The 20,073-nt window shown below is 60.0% G+C and carries 22 protein-coding genes and 1 pseudogene; 11 read left to right on the plus strand and 12 right to left on the minus strand.

Annotated elements, in window-relative coordinates:
• Nucleotides 1–12 precede the first annotated feature (12 nt).
• From ACIPIN_RS10955 to ACIPIN_RS10980, 6 genes are all read right to left on the minus strand, one after another.
• Nucleotides 13–1,713, minus strand: coding sequence for a bifunctional metallophosphatase/5'-nucleotidase (locus ACIPIN_RS10955; protein ID WP_401118311.1), 1,701 nt, complete (start codon nt 1,711–1,713; stop codon nt 13–15).
• A gap of 99 nt (nt 1,714–1,812) precedes the next feature.
• Nucleotides 1,813–1,953 carry a hypothetical protein gene (locus tag ACIPIN_RS10960; RefSeq protein ID WP_401118313.1) on the minus strand — a complete coding sequence of 47 codons (141 nt, stop codon included), beginning with the start codon at nt 1,951–1,953 and terminating at the stop codon, nt 1,813–1,815.
• Between the two features lie 11 nt (nt 1,954–1,964).
• Nucleotides 1,965–2,954 (minus strand): FecR family protein, encoded by a 990-nt coding sequence (locus tag ACIPIN_RS10965; RefSeq protein WP_401118315.1) that lies wholly within the window; start codon nt 2,952–2,954, stop codon nt 1,965–1,967.
• Nucleotides 2,951–3,526: an RNA polymerase sigma factor gene (locus ACIPIN_RS10970; RefSeq protein ID WP_401118440.1), complete on the minus strand. Its 576-nt coding sequence runs from the start codon at nt 3,524–3,526 to the stop codon at nt 2,951–2,953. Before ACIPIN_RS10970 ends, ACIPIN_RS10965 begins: the two co-directional genes overlap by 4 nt.
• Before the next feature lie 298 nt (nt 3,527–3,824).
• A complete protein-coding gene (locus ACIPIN_RS10975; protein ID WP_401118317.1) occupies nt 3,825–4,232 on the minus strand; it encodes an HPF/RaiA family ribosome-associated protein in 408 nt (135 codons plus the stop codon).
• A gap of 213 nt (nt 4,233–4,445) precedes the next feature.
• Nucleotides 4,446–5,393, minus strand: coding sequence for a LysR substrate-binding domain-containing protein (locus tag ACIPIN_RS10980; protein ID WP_123424317.1), 948 nt, complete (start codon nt 5,391–5,393; stop codon nt 4,446–4,448).
• Between the two features lie 135 nt (nt 5,394–5,528).
• On the opposite strand from ACIPIN_RS10980, the gene ACIPIN_RS10985 reads away from it, so the two are divergent.
• The 3 genes from ACIPIN_RS10985 to ACIPIN_RS10995 all read left to right on the plus strand — a co-directional run bounded on the left by ACIPIN_RS10985 (nt 5,529) and on the right by ACIPIN_RS10995 (nt 8,868).
• A complete protein-coding gene (locus ACIPIN_RS10985; RefSeq protein ID WP_401118320.1) occupies nt 5,529–6,905 on the plus strand; it encodes an L-serine ammonia-lyase in 1,377 nt (458 codons plus the stop codon).
• 63 nt (nt 6,906–6,968) lie between these two features.
• Nucleotides 6,969–8,270, plus strand: a complete 1,302-nt coding sequence (locus tag ACIPIN_RS10990) for an HAAAP family serine/threonine permease (protein WP_401118322.1) — start codon at nt 6,969–6,971, stop codon at nt 8,268–8,270.
• A 280-nt stretch (nt 8,271–8,550) separates the two neighbouring features.
• Nucleotides 8,551–8,868 carry a DUF3509 domain-containing protein gene (locus tag ACIPIN_RS10995; RefSeq protein WP_401118324.1) on the plus strand — a complete coding sequence of 106 codons (318 nt, stop codon included), beginning with the start codon at nt 8,551–8,553 and terminating at the stop codon, nt 8,866–8,868.
• Here the strand turns inward: ACIPIN_RS10995 and ACIPIN_RS11000 are convergent.
• Nucleotides 8,865–9,365, minus strand: coding sequence for a phosphate-starvation-inducible protein PsiE (locus ACIPIN_RS11000; protein ID WP_401118325.1), 501 nt, complete (start codon nt 9,363–9,365; stop codon nt 8,865–8,867). The two genes, ACIPIN_RS10995 and ACIPIN_RS11000, sit on opposite strands and share 4 nt — an antisense overlap.
• Nucleotides 9,366–9,637: 272 nt before the next feature.
• Here ACIPIN_RS11000 and ACIPIN_RS11005 point away from each other — a divergent pair.
• Nucleotides 9,638–9,877, plus strand: a pseudogene (locus ACIPIN_RS11005) (YebG family protein); the annotation flags it as partial.
• A gap of 163 nt (nt 9,878–10,040) precedes the next feature.
• Here ACIPIN_RS11005 and ACIPIN_RS11010 read toward each other — a convergent pair.
• From ACIPIN_RS11010 to ACIPIN_RS11025, 4 genes are all read right to left on the minus strand, one after another.
• On the minus strand, nt 10,041–11,150 hold the full coding sequence (locus tag ACIPIN_RS11010; RefSeq protein ID WP_401118327.1) for a dihydrolipoamide acetyltransferase family protein: 1,110 nt from the start codon (nt 11,148–11,150) through the stop codon (nt 10,041–10,043).
• Between the two features lie 28 nt (nt 11,151–11,178).
• Nucleotides 11,179–12,168 carry an alpha-ketoacid dehydrogenase subunit beta gene (locus ACIPIN_RS11015; RefSeq protein ID WP_401118330.1) on the minus strand — a complete coding sequence of 330 codons (990 nt, stop codon included), beginning with the start codon at nt 12,166–12,168 and terminating at the stop codon, nt 11,179–11,181.
• A complete protein-coding gene (pdhA, locus tag ACIPIN_RS11020) occupies nt 12,161–13,258 on the minus strand; it encodes a pyruvate dehydrogenase (acetyl-transferring) E1 component subunit alpha (RefSeq protein ID WP_401118332.1) in 1,098 nt (365 codons plus the stop codon). The genes ACIPIN_RS11015 and pdhA overlap by 8 nt, the downstream gene beginning before the upstream one ends.
• A gap of 100 nt (nt 13,259–13,358) precedes the next feature.
• The gene (locus tag ACIPIN_RS11025; RefSeq protein ID WP_401118334.1) at nt 13,359–14,378 is read right to left on the minus strand and encodes a Leu/Phe/Val dehydrogenase; all 1,020 of its coding nucleotides are present in this window, start codon (nt 14,376–14,378) and stop codon (nt 13,359–13,361) included.
• A gap of 184 nt (nt 14,379–14,562) precedes the next feature.
• On the opposite strand from ACIPIN_RS11025, the gene ACIPIN_RS11030 reads away from it, so the two are divergent.
• The 6 genes from ACIPIN_RS11030 (at nt 14,563) to ACIPIN_RS11055 (ending at nt 17,821) form a co-directional block, all read left to right on the plus strand.
• Nucleotides 14,563–15,366, plus strand: coding sequence for a SirB1 family protein (locus tag ACIPIN_RS11030; RefSeq protein ID WP_401118336.1), 804 nt, complete (start codon nt 14,563–14,565; stop codon nt 15,364–15,366).
• Nucleotides 15,367–15,441: 75 nt separating this feature from the next.
• Nucleotides 15,442–16,152 (plus strand): dihydromonapterin reductase, encoded by a 711-nt coding sequence (gene folM / locus ACIPIN_RS11035; protein WP_401118338.1) that lies wholly within the window; start codon nt 15,442–15,444, stop codon nt 16,150–16,152.
• A gap of 23 nt (nt 16,153–16,175) precedes the next feature.
• Complete coding sequence (gene folE, locus ACIPIN_RS11040) at nt 16,176–16,751, plus strand: GTP cyclohydrolase I FolE (RefSeq protein WP_401118341.1); 576 nt, start codon at nt 16,176–16,178, stop codon at nt 16,749–16,751.
• 2 nt (nt 16,752–16,753) lie between these two features.
• Entirely contained in the window at nt 16,754–17,125 is a 372-nt protein-coding gene (folX, locus tag ACIPIN_RS11045) for a dihydroneopterin triphosphate 2'-epimerase (protein ID WP_401118344.1), read from the plus strand.
• A 68-nt stretch (nt 17,126–17,193) separates the two neighbouring features.
• Entirely contained in the window at nt 17,194–17,490 is a 297-nt protein-coding gene (locus ACIPIN_RS11050) for a DUF1244 domain-containing protein (protein ID WP_262113777.1), read from the plus strand.
• On the plus strand, nt 17,483–17,821 hold the full coding sequence (locus ACIPIN_RS11055) for a HopJ type III effector protein (protein ID WP_401118346.1): 339 nt from the start codon (nt 17,483–17,485) through the stop codon (nt 17,819–17,821). Before ACIPIN_RS11050 ends, ACIPIN_RS11055 begins: the two co-directional genes overlap by 8 nt.
• 187 nt (nt 17,822–18,008) lie before the next feature.
• Here ACIPIN_RS11055 and trxB read toward each other — a convergent pair whose 3' ends face one another.
• Complete coding sequence (trxB, locus tag ACIPIN_RS11060) at nt 18,009–18,971, minus strand: thioredoxin-disulfide reductase (protein ID WP_401118348.1); 963 nt, start codon at nt 18,969–18,971, stop codon at nt 18,009–18,011.
• Nucleotides 18,972–19,284: 313 nt separating this feature from the next.
• On the opposite strand from trxB, the gene cysZ reads away from it, so the two are divergent.
• Nucleotides 19,285–20,040: a sulfate transporter CysZ gene (gene cysZ / locus ACIPIN_RS11065; RefSeq protein WP_401118351.1), complete on the plus strand. Its 756-nt coding sequence runs from the start codon at nt 19,285–19,287 to the stop codon at nt 20,038–20,040.
• The last annotated feature ends 33 nt before the right edge of the window (nt 20,041–20,073 follow it).

The following is a 20,073-nucleotide window of genomic DNA, read 5'->3' on the forward strand; positions in this document are numbered from 1 at the left end:
GGGGTCAGCGCGTTATTTCACCTTCACGATGCGCCCTGCACTTTGCGCCGAACCAACGGGTTTGCCTTTTTGATCCATGCGGCGCAGGTAGTCGATCAGGCTATCCAGGTCCGTCACTTGCAAATCCCTACGGTTGGTTCCCTGTTTGAAAAGACTGAAGCGATCGCCACCGTCGGCCAGGAAGCCGTTCAGCACCAGGCGATAATTGCGCTCGAGCTGCACCGGCTTACCGTTGAGGCGAACACTGCCGGGGATCACTCGACTGTCCAGCGGGCGCGTGGAATCCCAGCGATAGCTGAAGCCCTTGGAGACTTGCAGCACATTGACGTCGCCTTCTGTCCTCCATTGTTGATTGAGCAATTGTTCGAGTTGCCGACCCTTCAAATCGAAGGCAATCAGGGTGTTGTTGAACGGCTGCACCGTCGCCACCTGCCCATAGTTCAGGCGTTTTTGACCTGGCTCCAGGGCCAGGTCACCACGAATGCCACCTTTGTTCATGAAGGCGATTTGCGCGCCATGCGCCGCGCCGGTCGCCAGTTGAGCATCGGCGATCAAGTCACCCAACGGCGTCTCCCCCGCCGCATTGGCACGTCGAGTGATCGGTGAAGCCGCGATGGCGCCGACGGGTTTGAGCAGCACGTTATTGCTGCGTGCTTCAACTTCCCGCTGCAAGGCGAGCATCTGCGGATCGGCGGGATACTGCGCCGGATCGGCCAGCAAGTTGGCCGCTTGAATGCGCATGACCCGATGCTGACCGGGGGTTACGTCGAGCGTCAGGTGGGTCATCAGATGCCCATAGGAATTGCCCTGAGTCACCAGCAGAGAACCGACCTTGCACAGATAGCCTTGATGGGAATGCGCGGAGATCAATACATCGACCGCCGGATCGAGTCGCTTGGCCACGTCAACGATATCGCCGCTCAGTTGGCTGCAGTCTTGTTTGTCATAAGGTTCAGGGGTTGAGCCGCCCTGGTGCACCACCGCGATAATCGCATTGACGCCCTGGCGGTTGAGCTCCGGGATCAACCGATTGATCGACTCTGCCTCATCCTCGGCCCGTAAACCCTGCATGCCCTTGGCACTGACCACGGATGCAACATCGCGCAGCACCGCACCGACAAACGCGATCTTCTGGCCTTTGACCTCTTCGATGCGGTACGGCGGCAACAGGGTTTTGCCGGTGTCGGTGTCGATCAGGTTCGCCGCCAGGTACGGGAAACCACTGCCGGGATAGCGGGCGCGAAACTGGCAGGCCTTGGTCGGACGAGTGGATTCGCAGCCGCCATTGAGCTGACGCAGGAACTCCGCCTTGCCGTTGTCCAGCTCATGATTGCCGATGGCGCTGAGTTTCATGTCCATGTACCGCAGCGCTTCGAGCGTCGGTTCGTCAGCCCACATCGCCGACAGCGGCGGACTGCCGCCCACCAGGTCGCCGGCACCGATGAACAACAACTGCGGATCTTCCTTGCGCAGTTGCGTCAGCATCCCGCCGAGGGTCGCGATGCCCCCGGCCTTGAGCATGCGCACACCGTCAGGAGCCGTGCTGTCACGAACCGAATACGGGTTGGCCTGCAAGTAACCGTGCAGGTCGTTGATCGCCACGATGTTCACGGCAACCGGTTGGGCTGGTGGCTGAACATGAGTGCAACCGCCCAACGCGGCGATGGCCAGAGCGACTGCACTGAGCAGCCTTGGCAGGGAATGGCGTGACATGAGTTCATCCTTGTTCGCGTAGGAGCTGCCGCAGGCTGCGATCTTTTGATTCTGTTTTAAAAGATCGCAGCCTGCGGCAGCTCCTACAAAGTGTGGCGATCAGGCCGGATGCAGTTGGCCGTGTATCGCTTGCGGTACTTCAACCACCTTCAGCGTAGTACCCATCCCCGCACGCAACAGGAGGATTTTCAGGTGGTCGGTAATGCATCCGATCCGCTCCTGAAAGTGAGGGCTCAACATCGCCCTCATCTTCAGCGCAGAATAATCACCCGTCCCAACAGGCTGTGCTGCTCGAACCCCAACACCCCTTGCAGGGAATCAAGCACCGCTTGCGGGTCCTTGCTTGGAAAGCTGCCACTGATCCGCCGTGCGGCCAGGTCGTCGTTGAGCACGATGATCCGTCCCGGGTAATGGCGGCCTAGGTCTTTCACCACATCGGCCAAGGGTGACTTGTAGTAATTGAGCCAGCCCTGACGCCAGGCCAGTTGCGCGTCACTGTCGACGGCGTGAAGTTTTGCGGCGGTGCCGGCGCCATAGCTCACTTGCTGGCCGGCCGTCAGCACCTGTTGCTCGGCGCCCTTGGTCGGTGTCACTCCGACACGTCCCGACAGCACTGTCACCTGCGCGCCCACAGGTTGCAATCGCACTTCGAACTGCGTGCCGAGCACCCGCGCCTCGCCCTTTTCTGCGTCGACCACAAAGGGCTCGCCGGTATGGGTCACGCTGAAAAAGGCCGCACCGCGACGCACCTGAACGTGCCGTTCACCGTGGCTGAAATCCACGGCAATGGCGCTGTCGGCATCAAGGGTGACCCGGGATTGATCGGCCAGGGTCACGCTGCGCACTTCACCCGGCGCCGAGACATAGTCCGCCCCTAAATCATCGAGCCAGCGCGACGGCTGCCAACCGGCACCCAACGAGACCATCAGCAGCAAGCAGGCGGCCATGGCCAAACCGCCAGACCAACGCCGCACGCTGGAACGCCGGGAGCGGTTCATCGCATTGAGGTAACCCTGCAAGGCAAACGCCTCTTCCTCGGCCAGGGTGCGGGCCGGCACTTCGCTCAATTCCCAGACCACCTGCGCCCGGGCGTAGGCTTCGGCATGCGCCGGATCGGCCTGCAACCAACGGCTGAACGTGGCTTGATCGCCGCTGCTCGGCTGGTCGTGTAACAGGCTCAACCAGGCCAGCGCGACCTGCTCCTGAGCGGGCGTCGGGGTGACGCGAGCGGTGTGATTCACGGTGCTGTCCCTGGCCTGCGCGGTATGGATTCTCGCAGACTGGCTTTGCAGGCTTCGAGGGCGCGCATCATATGTTTTTCCACGGCACTTTGGGAAAGCCCCATGGCCTTGGCGATTTCGGCGTACTTGCGTCCGTGAATGCGGTTGAGCAGAAAAATCTGCCGGGTACGTTCGGGCAAACCGCGCAACGCCGCCTCGACATGGCGCAGGTCATTGCCGGCTTCCAGCGCCGCTTGCGGCTCGACGCTCAGGTTGTGCTGTTGCTCGGGCAGCCAGCCTTCGTTGAGTCTTACCCGCGCGCCTTCGCTGCGCAGATGGTCGATGGCGATGTTGCCGGCGCAGCGCAGCAGGTAAGTGCTGAGTTCTTCGACTTGCACCAGCGGCCGGCGCCAGAAGCGCAGAAACAAATCCTGCACCAAATCTGCGGCAGTCGCCCGACAGCCCACGCGCCGACTGACCAACGCTTCCATTTGCGGACGCTGGGACAAAAACACCTGCAAAAAATGCGCGCGACCACCTGGGCTATCGGTGCCGTCAGCGTTCTGGGATTCAGGGGGCGTGGTGATCATCAAAGGTCGACTCAACGTGGTCCGAGCCCTGGTCAGGGTCAACGTGCGCCAATATTAATGATAAATATTCTCATATGCAAAAGACTCAATGACGCAGCAACACTCCGACGATCAACGCTGGTTGTCGGAGGCAGATATATGCGGGGGTGTTCCAGGTTTTTGCAGGAGCGCGGGGGCACACTGGCCTTGCCCGCAATTGCAGTGCAAGCCGGCCCCCACAGGAGAGTATTCAAGACACAAAACAAAACGGGCCTGCATCTGCAGGCCCGTTTTCAGTGGGGTGGAAAAGGTGTTTCAGGCATCAGCTATTGAGCGCGGCCTGTTCGTTTTCGAGAAACTCTTCTTCAAGCAGCGCATCGGCATGAGCACCTGAACTGATCGGTGTCACGGTGGCGCGTTTACCGCGCAATTTGCCGAACAGGTGTTCCAGCGCGTGTTCAAGCTTGGTGGCCGCCCCGTCGATGGCCAGTTCCAGTGTGGCGGCTTTATGAGTAACGGAAACCGGTTGATGGCCTTTTGGCCGCGCTTCAAGCTGGCAGCGCATGTCGTGTGGACCGGGTTTATCGCCGTTCTCGTCCCGCAGGTGGACTTCGACCCTTGTCAGGTCTTCTTCGTAACGTTCGAGCATGCTCTCAATGGTAGTACGTACCCACTCCTCCAGTCGGATGCTGCTTTGAATATGGTTATCGCTGTTGACTTGGATTTGCATAGTTCATCCCTTATTTCAGCTAGCTCGCGAGAGGTCCGGTGCAGTGTTTGAAACCTGGGTGACCGTGACCTCTTGGTTACAGAGTTGGGCAGACCGAGAAACAATTCAACCCCTAAAAAAAGATAAATATTCATACGCAAAAAAAGCCGGACAACCGACAAAAGCGCTGTTAATGTCGGGAGTTGGGTCGCCCTGCAATGCAGCAAAAAAGCCTCACAATTGGCCCTCGCCCAACGGGTGCATCCCGCGAAAAATCTCCGCCTCTTCCACCAGCCAGTCATGCACCGCGCGCACGCCCGGATGGCTCAGCGCACCCGGTGAATACAGCAACACATAGCGTTTGTAATTGGGCACCGCGACGCCAAACGGCACGATCAGCGTCCCACGCTCCAGTTCATCGTTGAGCAAGGTCCGCCGGGCGATGGCCACGCCCATCCCGGCAATCGCCGCCTCGATGGTCAGGTGGTTGCGGTTGAAGGTATGCCCGCGCCGCACGTCCGCGCCGTCGAAGCCGATGGCGTTCAGGTAGAACTCCCATTCCGCGTATTCATAACTGCCGCGCCAGGCGGTGATGTCGTGCAACAACGGAAAATGCACCAGGTCCGCCGGCCCATGCAACGGTGGTCGGCCACGCAGCAGGCTCGGCGCGCAGACCGGGAAAATCTGTTCATCGAGCAGGGCTGTGGATAACAATCCGGGGTAACTGCCATCGTTCAAGTCGATGGCCAGGTCGAAGTCACCTTCGTGCAACGCCACGCTGCTGTCCTCGGCCACCAGCCGCAGCTGGATATCCGGAAACCGCTGCTGCAAACGCGGCAGGCGCGGTGTCAGCCATTTGCCGAGAAACGAAGGGATCGAGCGCAAACGCAGAATTCCGCTGATCATCCCCGCGTCCAGCCGGCGTAGTTCCGCGTCGATGCTGCCGTAGGCTTCGTTAACCGTGATCGCCAGACGCTGGCCTTCGGCACTCAATTCAACACCCCGGGCGCGGCGATGAAACAGGCGAAAACCCAAGCGCTCTTCCAACTGACGAATCTGCTGGCTCACGGCGCCGGGCGTGATGTGCAGTTCTTCGGCACAACGGGTGAACGACAAGTGGCGTGCCGCACAGGAAAACACATGCAGCCAGACGTAGGTCTGGGCATGAAATTGACGACTCATCGTTTAGCCCTACTAAAGCCTGTCTTAGGAAGTTTCGTTGGTCAGGGCTGACCGAGGTAGGCAGTATCGCCGACATTGCGCTTGTCCTACAAAAAATGGCAGCGATTCCTACTCCATTACTTGTAAGGCTTTAGCATGGCTATCAGTGTTTTCGATCTCTTCAAAGTCGGCATCGGTCCGTCCAGTTCCCATACCGTCGGTCCTATGCGCGCCGCCGCGACCTTCGCCCAAGCACTGTTTGACCGGGGGTTTCTGGAGCAAGTCCGGCGTGTGGAGGTCCGTCTCTACGGCTCGCTTTCCGCCACCGGCGTCGGCCACGCCACCGATCGCGCCTGTGTCATGGGTCTGATGGGCGAATGGCCCGACAGCATCGACCCGACCTGCATCGGTCCGCGTATCCAGCAGTTGCGTGAAAACAGCGAACTGCTGCTGGCCGGTCGCCAGAGCATTTCCTTCGATTGGCAACGCGACTTGCTGCTGCTCAACGAAAGCCTGCCCTACCACCCCAACGCCATGTCGCTGACAGCCTTTGGCGAAAGCGGCCAGCTGTGGGAACAAACCTACTACTCGGTTGGCGGCGGTTTCATCGTCGAAGCGGCCGAAGCCGAATCGGGCGTGCCGGCGACCAGCGACGTGGTCTTGCCGTACGATTTTTCCAGCGCTGCCGAACTCCTGTCACTGTGCAACCAGCACGGCTTGCGGGTTTCCGAACTGATGATGGCCAACGAACGGGCCTGGCGCAGCGATGCGGAAATTCGCAACGGCCTGCTGCACATCTGGTCGGTGATGCGTGAATGCGTCGAGCAAGGCTTGCGCCACGAAGGTCTACTGCCGGGTGGTCTGGATGTTCCGCGCCGCGCCGCGAAATTGCACCGCAGCCTGCTGGAAATCGGCAAACCGAACGTGATCAGTTCGACCCTCTCGGCGATGGAATGGGTGAACCTGTTCGCCCTCGCAGTAAACGAAGAAAACGCCGCCGGCGGACGCATGGTCACCGCACCGACCAACGGCGCGGCGGGGATCATCCCGGCGGTGCTGCATTACTACATGAAGTTCAACCCCGACGCCTCGGACGACGATGTCGTGGCGTTTTTCCTCGCCGCTGCATCGGTGGGCATCCTCTGCAAAAAGAACGCCTCGATCTCCGGCGCCGAAGTCGGCTGCCAGGGTGAGGTGGGTTCCGCCTGCGCCATGGCCGCTGCCGGGCTCGCCGATGTATTGGGCGCGACACCGGAACAACTGGAAAATGCCGCCGAAATCGGCCTGGAACACAACCTCGGCCTGACCTGCGACCCCGTCGGCGGGCTGGTTCAGGTGCCGTGCATCGAGCGCAACGCGATTGCCGCCGTGAAGGCGATCAACGCCACGCAAATGGCCCTGCGCGGCGACGGCAAACACTTCATTTCCCTGGACCGGGTGATCCGCACCATGCGCGATACCGGCGCCGACATGCACGACAAATACAAAGAGACTTCACGGGGCGGCCTGGCGGTGAGCTGGGTGGAATGCTGAGGAGCATTCCCTGAGCGTCAGCATTACGTGAGCCCGAGCAAGAATAATAACGAGGCGATACCGATGACCGATGTACGTACACCTGCTGCCGATAATCCTGCTGTAGAACTCAAACGCGAAACCGCTACGGCCACCAAAGGCTGGAGCAAACACGACACCACCTGGATGCTCGGCCTTTACGGCACGGCGATTGGCGCGGGTACGCTGTTCCTGCCGATCAACGCTGGCGTCGGCGGTTTCTGGCCGTTGCTGGTGCTGGCGCTGCTGGCCTTTCCGATGACCTTCTTCGCCCACCGTGGCCTGACTCGCTTCGTGTTGTCCGGGCGTTCCGGGGACATCACCGAAGTGGTGGAAGAACACTTTGGTATTGGCGCCGGCAAGTTGATCACCTTGCTGTACTTCTTTGCGATCTTCCCGATCCTGCTGGTCTACAGCGTGGCACTGACCAACACCCTCAGCAGCTTCATGGAGCATCAGTTGCACATGGCGCCACCACCGCGCGCGGTGTTGTCGCTGGCGCTGATTCTGGGCCTGATGGCGATCGTGCGTTGCGGCCAGGGCGTCATCGTCAAATGCATGAGCGTGCTGGTTTACCCGTTTGTTGCGGCGTTGCTGTTGCTCGGTGTGAGCCTGATCCCGAACTGGAACGGCGCGTTCTTCGCCTCGGCCAGTGAAGGCATGCCGCTGCCGCTGTTCTTCAAAACCCTGTGGTTGGCGATCCCGGTGATGGTGTTCTCGTTCAACCACTCACCAATCATCTCCGCCTTCGCCGTCGATCAGAAACAGCGTTACGGCGCTCAAGCCGAGCCGAAAAGCAGCGGCATCCTCGCCCTCGCCCACAGCATGATGGTGGTGACGGTGATGTTCTTCTGCTTCAGCTGCGTGCTGGCCCTGTCGCCGGCCGACCTTGCGGCAGCCAAGGCGCAGAACATCTCGATCCTGTCGTACCTGGCCAACCACTTCCAGACCCCGGTCATCGCCTATGCCGCGCCGTTGATCGCGCTGGTGGCAATCACCAAATCCTTCCTCGGCCACTACATCGGTGCCAGCGAAGGCTTCCAGGGCCTGATCGTGAAAAGCCTGCGCGGCCGTGGCCGAGTGATGTCGGCCAACTGGCTGAACCGCGTGACAGCGCTGTTCATGATCCTCAGCTGCTGGGCCGTGGCGACTTTCAACCCAAGCATCCTGGGCATGATCGAAACCCTCGGTGGGCCAGTGATCGCTTGTTTGCTGTTCTTGATGCCGATGTACGCGATCCGCCGTGTGCCATCGCTGCGCCAGTACTCAGGACAAGCCTCGAACGTGTTCGTGGTGTTGATCGGCTTGATCGCACTGTCAGCAATCATCTACTCCGTCATGCCCTGAAACGGACCATGAATGAAAAAGGCGAGCCATTGAGTGCTCGCCTTTTTATTGCCTGTTTATTGACCCGGAGCAGGACCGGCATGTCCCTTGCTTTGTCCGTAGGAGCTGCCGAAGGCTGCGATCTTTAGCGCGTTAAAAGATCAAAAGATCGCAGCCTTCGGCAGCTCCTACAAAGCAAAGGAGCGAACGTTACGGAGGATTGCCGATGGTCTGGAAAAGCGAACCAATCCTGATCACGGCCAGTCAATAACTGCACGATCCAATCAAGCGGTGACGCATTATGGATAACCCATTTCAACTGATTACCGACGCTTTTGCGCCAGATTATCAGATCAACCTGAGCATTCAGGGGCTCGACGGCAGCATCATGCTGACCCTCTCCAACGCCGGCCGCATCGTCGCCAAACGGATGATCAGCGCCGAACAACGCAATGACCCGCAACGCCTGAAACGGCTGGTGCAAAGCATTCAGTTCGGCATCGCTATCGAACAGGGCCACAGCGCCGTGGCGATCCTCGAAACCATGACCGACGGCGACAACCTCAAGTTGCTGGCGCCGTCACGCGAGGGTCTACCGCCCCTGCCGGCAAGGTTTTAAAGCTCGCCCTTCTCGACTTCCGGATGTTCACTGGATCCCGCACCCGTCTTGCGTTGCGGATGCGCGATCTTCACCGACGGGAATTGCGAGGAGGCATAGCGCACCACCAGAATCGAGAACGCCAGCAGCAGAATCCCGCCGCAGAGGTAAATGATCCCGATGTCCGGCGGGTTGTGGTGCGACACGTTGGAGATCAGCAGGCGCGTCAGCGCGGTGATCGCCACGTAGATCAGAAAGCGCACCGGCATGTGGTTGGTCTTGAAGTAAATCCCGACCATCGCCCCCAGTTCCAGGTAGATGAACAGCAGCAAGATGTCATCGATCTTGATGTTCCCCGCCTCGATCATCTGCAAAAACTCCATCACCGCCGCCCAGGCAGTGACCGCACCAATGGCAAACAGCGCCATGTAGTGGAAAGTCTCGACGAACAGATTGCCCAGCGACTCGGCCAGCTCATGGACGTTCTGGCGAAGCTTTTCAGCCCAATTGATATTCACGGTAGTTCTTCCTTAGGTCGGCTCGACCGATGATGCGGGTTCGACGTGACAGTAGTTCTGCATGCAGAAAAAAGGCCAGCGGCATGGAGTGAGATGGCGATCGGGTTCGGCTGGACACTTCTGCAGAAGCAATCGGTGCTGCTGACAAACGCAGAAACCCGTCTACATTAAAAAGCCACTACCCAAAGCGCAGGGATTCGCTTATCCTTTTGGCTGTATATAAATACAGTAGTCGAAAAAGACAACTATCGTGAAGGCATGTGAGGTGGTGAATGGCCGTCGAAGTGGTATACCGCAGCAGCCGAGATCTGGAGCGCTTGTTCATGGATAAAGCCGAAGCTGACCGTCATGACAAAATGCTCGAACTGGCCGAGTTGCTGGCTGAAGTGTTGCAAAAAGCGGTTCCGTCGCTGACCGAGCAACAGGTGGAAGAGGCCGGGATCTACATGGCGAAAAATCGCGATGTGTTCGCCAAGGCATTCAAGAGCCAACCGGACGCCCTGTCCGAATTGCTCAACGTGCCTGCTGAAACCGTTGAACCCGCTGAACCCGTTGAGCCAACTGAATCAGCCGAGCCTGCCAAACCCGCAAAATCCGCTAAGCCCGCCAAGTAAGCAACGCCCGAATTGAATAGGCCCTGAGTCGCTGACTCAGGGCCTTTTTCACGCCTGGATTTCAACCGTCCGGTTGTTCCAATGCCTCGACCAATACCTTGAAGAACCGCGCCGCTTCACCGCCCGTCACCACCCGATGATCGAAAGTCAGCGACAGCGGCAGTATCGGATGCACCAGCACCTTGCCGTCCGTCGCCACCGGCTCGTCGCGAATAGCCCCCGCGGCGAGGATCGCCACTTGTGGCGGCACCACCACCGGGTTGGCATAGCGCCCGAACAAGGTGCCGAAGTTCGACAAGGTCAGGGTCGCACCCATCATTTCCTTGGCCGGGATCGAACGCGCCTGCACATCGACGCGCAAGCGGGTCACGCCTTCTTTCAGGTCGGCTGACGAGCGATTACCGACATCGCGCAGCACCGGCACGAACAAACCGTCCGGGGTATCGACGGCAATGCCCAGGTCCAATGTGCTGTGGTGTTTGATCGACAAGGTCTTGCCATCAAACCCGCTGTTGAGCACCGGTTCCACGGCACAGGCTGCCGCCATGGCTTTGGCCAGGCGGATCAACGGCTCACGCGCACTGCCCCATCGATGCAGATCGGCATCGGCGAAGATGGTCACCGGCACCACCTCGGCGTGGGACCGTGCCATGTTCAGCGCCATGCTGCGGCGCACCCCGCGCAGCTTCTCACCACCAAATTTGTCGCGTTCGGTCTGCGACGCACTTTCGACGTCGCTGCGGGTGATAAGCCCATCGGGACCGGACCCGCTTAGTCCATTCAACTCGACGCCCAATTGCCGGGCCAGTTGCCGCACTGCCGGGGTGGCACGGGCGCTCATGTGTTCGCGGGTCGAGGGTGCGGCACCGACAAAAAACCGATCGTCCTGACTGCTGCTGCCACCTTCAAGCCGACCCACCACCGTACCGGCATCCGCCTCGCCTTCATACCCCAGCAAGGGTTCGCCGACGTGCAGGATGTCACCTTCAGCGCCGTAGGTTTTCGCAACCACGCCGTCGTAGGGCGCGGGAATATCCACCAGGGCCTTGGCGGTTTCCACCGAGACCAGCAGTTGATCGGCCTTCACCGTATCGCCAACCTTGACGTGCCATTCGACGATTTCCGCTTCTTGCAGCCCTTCGCCCAAGTCGGGCAATTTGAAATATTTCATCGCAGCCTCCCGGGCCTCAGCCGCCTCTTTAGAAGTGGTGCAGCAGCACGCTGTCGCAGGCGTGAAGGATGTCTTCGACGTTTGGCATGTACAGCAACTCTTGCCGATACAGCGGTGGCGGAATGTCCGGCGCGGTGACCCGCAGGATCGGTGCCTGCAAATCCAGCAACGCACGTTCGTAGAGGCTGGCGGCAATTTCCGCGCCGACGCCACAGGTGCGTGGTGCTTCATGGACAATCACGCAACGACCGGTCTTGCGCACCGAGGCTTCCAGCGTGTCGAGGTCCAGCGGCTTGATGCAGGCGACATCGATCACCTCGGCCGAAATCCCCTGCTCGGCCAGTGCGGTGGCGGCCTGCAAGGTTTCCATGACACTGGCGCCCCAACTGATCAAGGTAATGTCGCTGCCTTCACGCAAGGTGAAGCAGGTATCCAGCGGCAGACGCTTGCCATCGTCGATCAACGGTTGTGGGTTCATCCGGTAGAGCCGCGTCGGCTCAAGGAACAGCACCGGGTCCGGGTCGTCGATGGCCGCCAGCAACAAGCCATACGCCCGCGCCGGCGACGAAGGAATCAACACCCTCAGCCCCGGGATATGGGCAAACAGCGCCTCGGTACTTTCGCTGTGATGTTCCGGCGCACGAATCCCTGCACCCATCGGTGAACGCAGCACCATCGGGCAAGTAATCCGCCCCCGCGTGCGGTTGCGCATGCGGCTGGCGTGAGACACCAGGTGCTCCATGGTGGCGTAGATGAAGCCCATGAACTGGATTTCCAGCACCGGTTTCAAGCCTTGGGCCGCCATGCCAATCACCAGGCCGCCGAGCATGGTTTCGGCCAGTGGTGTATCGATCACCCGCTTGAAACCAAAACTGTCGCGCAACCCTAGAGTGGCTCGAAAAACCCCACCGTTCACGCCGACGTCTTCACCGAGCACAATGACGTTCTCGTCCTCGCGCATGGCCCGGTGCAACGCTAGGTTGACCGCCTCCAGCAGCGTGACTTTGCCGTTACCCATGGCCGGGCCCTCTTGCACGCCGCGCCGCTCGTTCGAGCAACCATTCGCGCTGTTCGGCCAAGGCTTGCGGCCACTGGGCATAAACGTGATCAATCACCGACTCGGGTGACTGATTGCCCGCCGCATCGAAGTTATCCACAGCGCCTTGCACCAAAGCCTGACACTCGGCGATCAACGCCTGTTCGCGCCCTTCGTCCCACACGCCCTGCCCGGCCAGGAAACGTTGCAAGCGCTTGACCGGCTCTTCAAGCCAGGCCTGTTTGACCTCGTCCGCCGGGCGATAGCGGGTCGCATCGTCCGCCGTGGTGTGATCGCCGAGGCGATAACTCACGCACTCCAGCAATACCGGGCCTTTCCCGTGACGCGCTCGTTCAAGGGCGATTTGCACCCGGTCGTAAACGGCGAGTATGTCGTTACCGTCGACCTGCTCGCCGTGGAAACCGGCGCCAATAGCCTTCTGTGCCAGGGTCGGCGCCGCGCATTGAATCCGCCGTGGCACCGAGATCGCCCACTGGTTGTTGTTGACCACGAACACCACCGGCAACTGCCAGGCCCCCGCGACATTCAAGGCTTCAAGGAAATCGCCCTTGCTGGTAGCGCCATCGCCGCAGGTGGTCACGGCAACCCGGTGTTCACCGCGAATCTTGAACGCACTGGCCACTCCACAAGCGTGCAGCGCCTGGGTGGCAATCGGCACACAGATCGGAAAGTCCTCGGCCGCCGACGGCTCGGCAAAGTCGCTGCCGCGCTCATCGCCGCCCCAGTACAGCAAAATCTCTTCCATGCGCACTCCGCGCATCAATTGCACGGCAGTGTCGCGGTAATACGGGATCAGCACGTCTTCAGGATGCATCAGGCTCCCGACCGCCACGCCAATCGCTTCCTGGCCGAGGGTTGGCGCGTAAGTACCGATGCGTCCAGTGCGTTGCAGGGCGACGGCTTTTTGATCGAAGAGGCGGGTCAGGACCATTTGCCGGTAGAGGCGGGTCAGCAGATTGAAGTCGTCGGCCCAGGCGGGAAGCTCGCTCAATGCCTGGCCATCGGGGGATAAATAGCGGGTGTAAGGAAGGTCGACCTTGTTATGAGGCATGGCACAGCTCCTTGCACGCGGGGGTATGCGTGTTGCTGTTGAGCCCGGCGCTTGTGGCGCGGGCTTTTCAAGCCAGTCGGCCAGGGTGAGGCCGATGCTCTTAGCGATAAAGCAAGCGCTCCGCCAACTCGTCCGCCACCCGCGCCGGCGAACGTTTTTCCGCCTGAGCATGGGCGAACACTTCGGTCAGTCGAGTGCTGATTTTCGAGAGGTGGGCGGTGATCGTCGACAGCTCTTCGCCGTGATGTTTCAGGGCAACGTAAATCAACCCGCCGGAATTGATCACGTAGTCCGGCGCATAAAGAATGCCGCGGTTCTCCAACTGATCCGCAACCTGCAGGTTGGTCAGCTGGTTATTGGCCGAACCCGCCACCGCCGCGCAACGCAACTGCGCAACGCTGTGGCTGTTGAGCACCCCGCCCAGCCCGCAAGGCGCGAGGATGTCGCACGGGGTGCTGAGCAGCGAATCGTTGGCAATCGGATGGGCGCCCAGTTGCTCCATCGCCAGTTGCACCTTGCCGGCGTCGATGTCGCTGACCAGCAATTCGGCCCCGGCGGCATGCAGTTGCTCGGCGAGGGAGAAACCGACATTGCCCAACCCCTGGATCGCCACCCGCAGGCCTTCGAGGTTGTCGCTGCCCAGGCGGGCCATGGCGGTGGAGCGAATACCGGCGAACACCCCCATGGCGGCATGCGGCGCCGGATCGCCGGCGGCAGTGGTGCTGGTGACATGCTGGGTTGTCTGGGCAATGCAGTCCATGTCGGCGACCGAAGTGCCGCTGTCGATGGCAGTGATGTAACGACCGTCGAGCTGTTCGACAACGCGTCCGAAGGCCTCGAACAAGGCACTGCGGCTTTCTACGTGAGGTGGGCGAACGATCACCGCTACCCCACCACCTTGCGCCAACCCGGCCAGCGCGGCTTTGTAACTCATGCCTTGCGCCAGGCGCACAGCATCCATCACGGCGCTTTCATCGTCGGGATAGGCAAGGTAACGGCAGCCACCGAGGGCGGGGCCCAAACGGCTGCAATGAATGGCAATGACCGCCTTCAACCCGGTCACCGGGTCAACGCTAAGGTGCAGCGATTCAAGGCGAGTGCTTTGCATGAGAGCGAACATCGTAGGGCTCCCGAATCACTTCTTGTAGTCGCCAGTATAGGCTTGCGGCCAAAAATTGCTGAAGCGCACCGGAATAAGCAAAGGGCGCTTTGCAACCTTAAAGACATAACCTGCAACACCATGTGTACAGCACTGGACGAATGCCTGCGACGGGGCTAAAACGAGGCATCCGCCGGAGATTTTGATGAACCCGCGCCAAGCTTTTTTCGCCTGTCTGCAACGCTCGCCACCGGCGCTCTTCGAAGCGGCGCTGTGGATCGCTGCCGAGCACGATCCGGAGGTCAAGCCCGAAGTGCTGCTGGAGCAATTCAAGGATCTGCAGCAACGGGTCAGCGCCGGTTTGCCGATGTTGCCGGTCAGCGAGTTGGCTCAACCGTTGTTACGGCGACTCAACGACATGGGCTATCAACAGGACGAATCCACCCCGCTACGTCCGCAGGCGGCGCTGCTCAACAAAGTGCTGGAACGCCGACGCGGGCAACCGCTGGCACTCGGGCTGATTGCGCTGGAGTTGGCACGACGCCTGGAGATTCCCATGGTCGGAGTCAATTTCCCCGGACATTTCCTGTTGAAAGTGCCGGGTGCCGATCATTTGCTCGACCCGTGTGGCGGTCGGCGGTTGTACCCCAACGATTGCCGCGAGCTGCTGCAACGACAGTACGGCCCGAACATGCAGCTCAACGCCGAGCATCTGCTCACGAGCGAACCGATCCACATGCTTCAGCGACTGTCGCGCAATTTGCGTCAGCTACATTTGGCCAACGACGACAACATCGGCGCGCTGATCGACGCCGAGCGAGTACTGGAGCTCGGCAATGCCAGCACCAGCGACTACCTGGCCCGTGCCAGCCTCTATCAACGGCTGGACTGCCCCAACGCCGAGCGTTTCGATCTGGAGCACGCCTTGTTGCTCTGCGACGATCCGATCCAGCGCATCCGCCTGACCGAACGACTGGGGCATTTGCCGCCCAACAGTGTGGTGCACTGACAGCGCAATGGATTACCAGCCTTGGCAGTCGGGATCGCTGGTATAGTTTTGCCATACCCACGAACCGAGCCGTTGATGACCTCTTCCCCTGCTCCGATCCTCATCACGGGCGCCAGCCAGCGCGTCGGCCTGCATTGTGCCCAGCGGATGCTGGAAGAAGGTCACCGCGTGATCATCAGTTACCGCAGCGAACGCCCTGGCGTGCAAACCCTGCGTGACCTTGGCGCGACAGCACTGTTTGCCGACTTCTCCAGCGAGGCAGGGATTCTGGCGTTCATCACGCAACTGAAAGCCCATACCCAAAGCCTACGGGCGATAGTGCATAACGCCTCCGCATGGCTGGCCGAAACGCCTGACACCGAAGTGGCCGCGTTCACCCAGATGTTCAGTGTGCACATGCTTGCGCCCTATCTGATCAACCTGCATTGTGCCGACTTGCTGGAGCGCTCAAGCCCTGCTGACATCGTGCATATCAGCGACGATGTCACGCGCAAGGGCAGCAGCAAGCACATCGCCTACTGCGCCAGCAAAGCCGGGCTCGACAGCCTGACCCTTTCTTTCGCCGCGAAATACGCACCGAAAATCAAGGTCAACGGTATCGCACCGGCCCTGCTACTGTTTAACCCCGACGACGACGCGGCGTACCGCGCCAAGACCCTGGCCAAATCCGCGCTGGGTATCGAGCCCGGCAGCGAGGTTGTCTACCAGAGCCTGCGCTACTTGCTGGAAAACCCTTATGTCACCGGCACGACCCTGACCGTCAACGGCGGACGGCACGTCAAGTAAGCCGCCCCCCGCGAGGATGTTCCATGACGTTATCCCTGCCCCAGAACTCCCTGTCACAGAGCTACCGCGAGATCCTTATCGGCGTCGGTGAAGACCCCGACCGCGAAGGTCTGCAAGACACCCCGATGCGTGCGGCCAAGGCCATGCAGTACCTGTGTCATGGTTACGAGCAAAGCGTCGACGAGATCGTCAATGGCGCGCTGTTCGACTCTGACAACGATGAAATGGTGATCGTCGACAACATCGAGCTCTACTCGCTCTGTGAACATCACATACTGCCCTTCATCGGCAAGGCCCATGTAGCTTATATTCCTACCGGCAAGGTGCTGGGCCTGTCGAAGATCGCGCGAATCGTCGACATGTTCGCCCGGCGTTTGCAGATCCAGGAAAACCTCACCCGGGAAATCGCCGAGGCGGTGCAACGCGTGACCCAGGCCGCCGGTGTTGCGGTAGTGATCGAGGCCCAGCACATGTGCATGATGATGCGCGGCGTCGAGAAACAGAATTCGACCATGAACACCTCAGTGATGCTCGGTGCCTTCCGCGATTCGAGCAATACCCGTCAGGAGTTCCTGCAATTGATTGGACGGAGCAAGTAGCAATGCCACAACTTCAACCAGGAATGGCCCGCATCCGGGTCAAGGACCTGTGCCTGCGGACCTTCATCGGAATCAATGAGGACGAAATCCTCAACAAGCAGGATGTGCTGATCAACCTGACCATCCTCTATGCAGCACACGATGCAGTGCGCGACAACGACATCGATCACGCGCTCAATTACCGCACCATCACCAAGGCGATCATCGCCCACGTGGAGGGCAATCGGTTCGCCCTGCTCGAACGCCTGACCCAGGAGTTACTCGACCTGATCATGGTCAACCAGAGCGTGCTCTACGCCGAAGTCGAAGTCGACAAACCCCATGCCCTGCGTTTCGCCGAGTCGGTGTCGATTACCCTCGCCGCGAGTCGCTGACCGCGCCTGGCGCATAGTCCGCCAGGCTTTTATTATCCGCGCCACGATTTGATTGCACCGAGCCCATCATGACCGAACAACAACGCCTGGAACTTGAAGCCGCCGCTTTCCGTCGGCTGGTCGCGCACCTGGACAGCCGCAAGGATGTGCAGAACATCGACCTGATGAACCTCTCGGGTTTCTGCCGCAACTGCCTGTCCAAGTGGTACAAGGCCGCCGCCGACGAACGCCAGATCGAGGTCAGCCTCGATGACGCCCGTGAAGTGGTTTACGGCATGCCGTACGCCGAGTGGAAAGCCCAATACCAGCAAGAAGCCAACGCCGACCAGCAAGCGGCGTTCGCCAAAGGAAAAACCCATGACTGATCTGAACACCCTGCGCGCCAGCCTCAAGAGTGGCGAACATGCCTTCGCCGATACCCTGGCATTCATCGCTGCTGGCTACGATTACCAGCCACAAGCGTTCAACAACGGTGGCGTAGAGAACGCAGCCGGACAGAACGAAGGTTCGTGCAAGACCCTCGGCCTGGCGCTGCTGGAAGGTTTGAGCGATGAAGAAGCGTTGCTGGCGTTCGGTGAGCATTACCGCTCGGTGGTTGCGACGCCGGACGGCAGCGATCATGGCAATATCCGGGCGTTGATTGCGCATGGTTTGGCGGGGGTGAGGTTCACAGTTCAGCCACTGACACGTCGCTGATCCCCAGATTGAATGCAACACCCTGTGGGAGCGGGCTTGCTCGCGAAAGCGGTATATCAGTCGACATTGATGTTGAATGTGAGACCGCCTTCGCGAGCAAGCTCGCTCCCACATTTGAGCTTCATCGCCCGTGAAATCGCGGGCACAAAAAAACCGGCCTAGGCCGGTTTTTTTCATTTCAACGATTTCAGAACTTGGCGTTCTGCAGGTCGTCCAGGTAACGTTCAGCGTCCAGTGCGGCCATGCAACCAGCGCCAGCTGAGGTGATTGCCTGACGGTAAACGTGGTCAGCCACGTCGCCGGCAGCAAAGATGCCTTCAAGGCTGGTCGCCGTCGCGTTGCCGTCACGGCCGCCCTGCACCACCAGATAACCGTCTTTCAAGGTCAGTTGGCCTTCGAACAGCGAAGTGTTCGGCGTGTGGCCGATGGCGATGAACACGCCGTCGACTTTCAGCTCGTCGAAGCTGCCGTCGTTGTTCTTCAAACGTGCACCGGTCACGCCCATGTTGTCGCCCAGCACTTCGTCCAGAGTCGAGTTCAGCTTCAGGACGATCTTGCCTTCGGCAACCCGTGCGTGCAGCTTGTCGATCAGGATTTTCTCGGCGCGGAAGGTTTCGCGACGGTGAATCAGAGTCACTTTGCTGGCGATGTTGGCCAGGTACAGCGCCTCTTCTACAGCGGTGTTGCCGCCGCCGACCACAGCCACTTCACGGTTGCGGTAGAAGAAACCATCGCAGGTCGCACAGGCCGACACGCCTTTGCCCATGAAGGTTTCTTCCGACGGCAGGCCCAGGTAGCGGGCACTGGCACCGGTCGCAATGATCAGCGCGTCGCAGGTGTACGTGGCACTGTCGCCAGTCAGGGTGTACGGCTTGGCGGCGAAGTCGACGGCGTTGATGTGGTCGAAAACGATTTCGGTCTCAAAGCGCTCGGCGTGCTCTTTCATCCGCTCCATCAATGCCGGGCCGGTCAGACCGTGCACGTCACCTGGCCAGTTGTCGACTTCGGTGGTGGTGGTCAGTTGACCGCCAGCCTGCATGCCAGTGATCAGCAACGGCTTGAGGTTAGCGCGGGCAGCATAGACCGCAGCGCTGTAACCGGCAGGGCCGGAACCGAGAATAATCACTCGCGAATGACGTACATCAGACATGACTCACTCCTATCGACCGGCCGGTACTACCTGGCGCGGAATGCCGGATTGCCGGCTGGAATAAAAAAGGACTGTGCAAGCACTTGGGGAAGCGCCGTAGTTGGACAGCCCTGAAAATAATGGGTGCAGCGTATCGAGGAGGCGAAGATTAAGGAAATACGGTTTAACAATCCAGCTCATAGGCGGTCTCTATCCCCATGAGGCAGATTTAAAGGCGCCTTTGTTACAGTTAATGTCGATGCCGTTACCGTGCTTTCGCCTGTGTGGCAAAGCCGGTAAGGTCGGCGCGTTTTCTCATTGCTCGGAGCACACTATGCCCGCCCCCGTTCTGTCCGGCCCGCAATACCTGCGCGAAGGCCTGAAGCTGGTCTTGAGTCCCGGCCTGCGTATGTTCGTGTTGTTGCCGCTGGCCATCAACCTGGTGCTGTTCGTCGGATTGATTTACTTCGCCGGCCATCAGTTCAGCCTGTGGGTCGACACCCTGATGCCCTCACTGCCGAGCTGGCTGAGTTTTCTCAGCTATGTGCTTTGGCCGCTGTTCGTCATTCTGGTGGCGCTGATGGTGTTTTTCACCTTCACCATGCTGGCCAACGTGATCGCCGCGCCGTTCAACAGTTTTCTCGCAGAGAAAGTCGAAGTGGTGGTGCGCGGCACTGACGACTTCCCGACCTTCAGTTGGGCTGAGCTGATCGCGATGATCCCGCGCACGTTCGCCCGGGAGATGCTCAAACTCGGCTACTTCCTGCCCAGAACCCTCGCGCTGCTGATCCTTTCATTTATCCCGGTGGCCAACTTGATCGCTGCGCCGCTGTGGCTGCTGTTCGGCATATGGATGATGGCGATCCAGTACATCGACTACCCGGCAGACAACCACAAGATGAGCTGGCAGGACATGCTCGCCTGGCTGCGCGAGAAGCGCTGGCAGAGCATGAGTTTTGGCGGCATCGTTTATCTGGCGCTGCTGATTCCGGTGGTGAACATCCTGATGATGCCAGCGGCCGTGGCGGGCGCGACGTTGTTTTGGGTGCGCGAGCGTGGCGCGGAAAACCTGGTGGCCAAGCCCGCCTGATCGCGTCACAAATCCATCATCGCGTTGACACAA

Source organism: Pseudomonas sp. NPDC087697, from assembly GCF_044743155.1.
In the GTDB taxonomy this organism is placed as follows: domain Bacteria; phylum Pseudomonadota; class Gammaproteobacteria; order Pseudomonadales; family Pseudomonadaceae; genus Aquipseudomonas.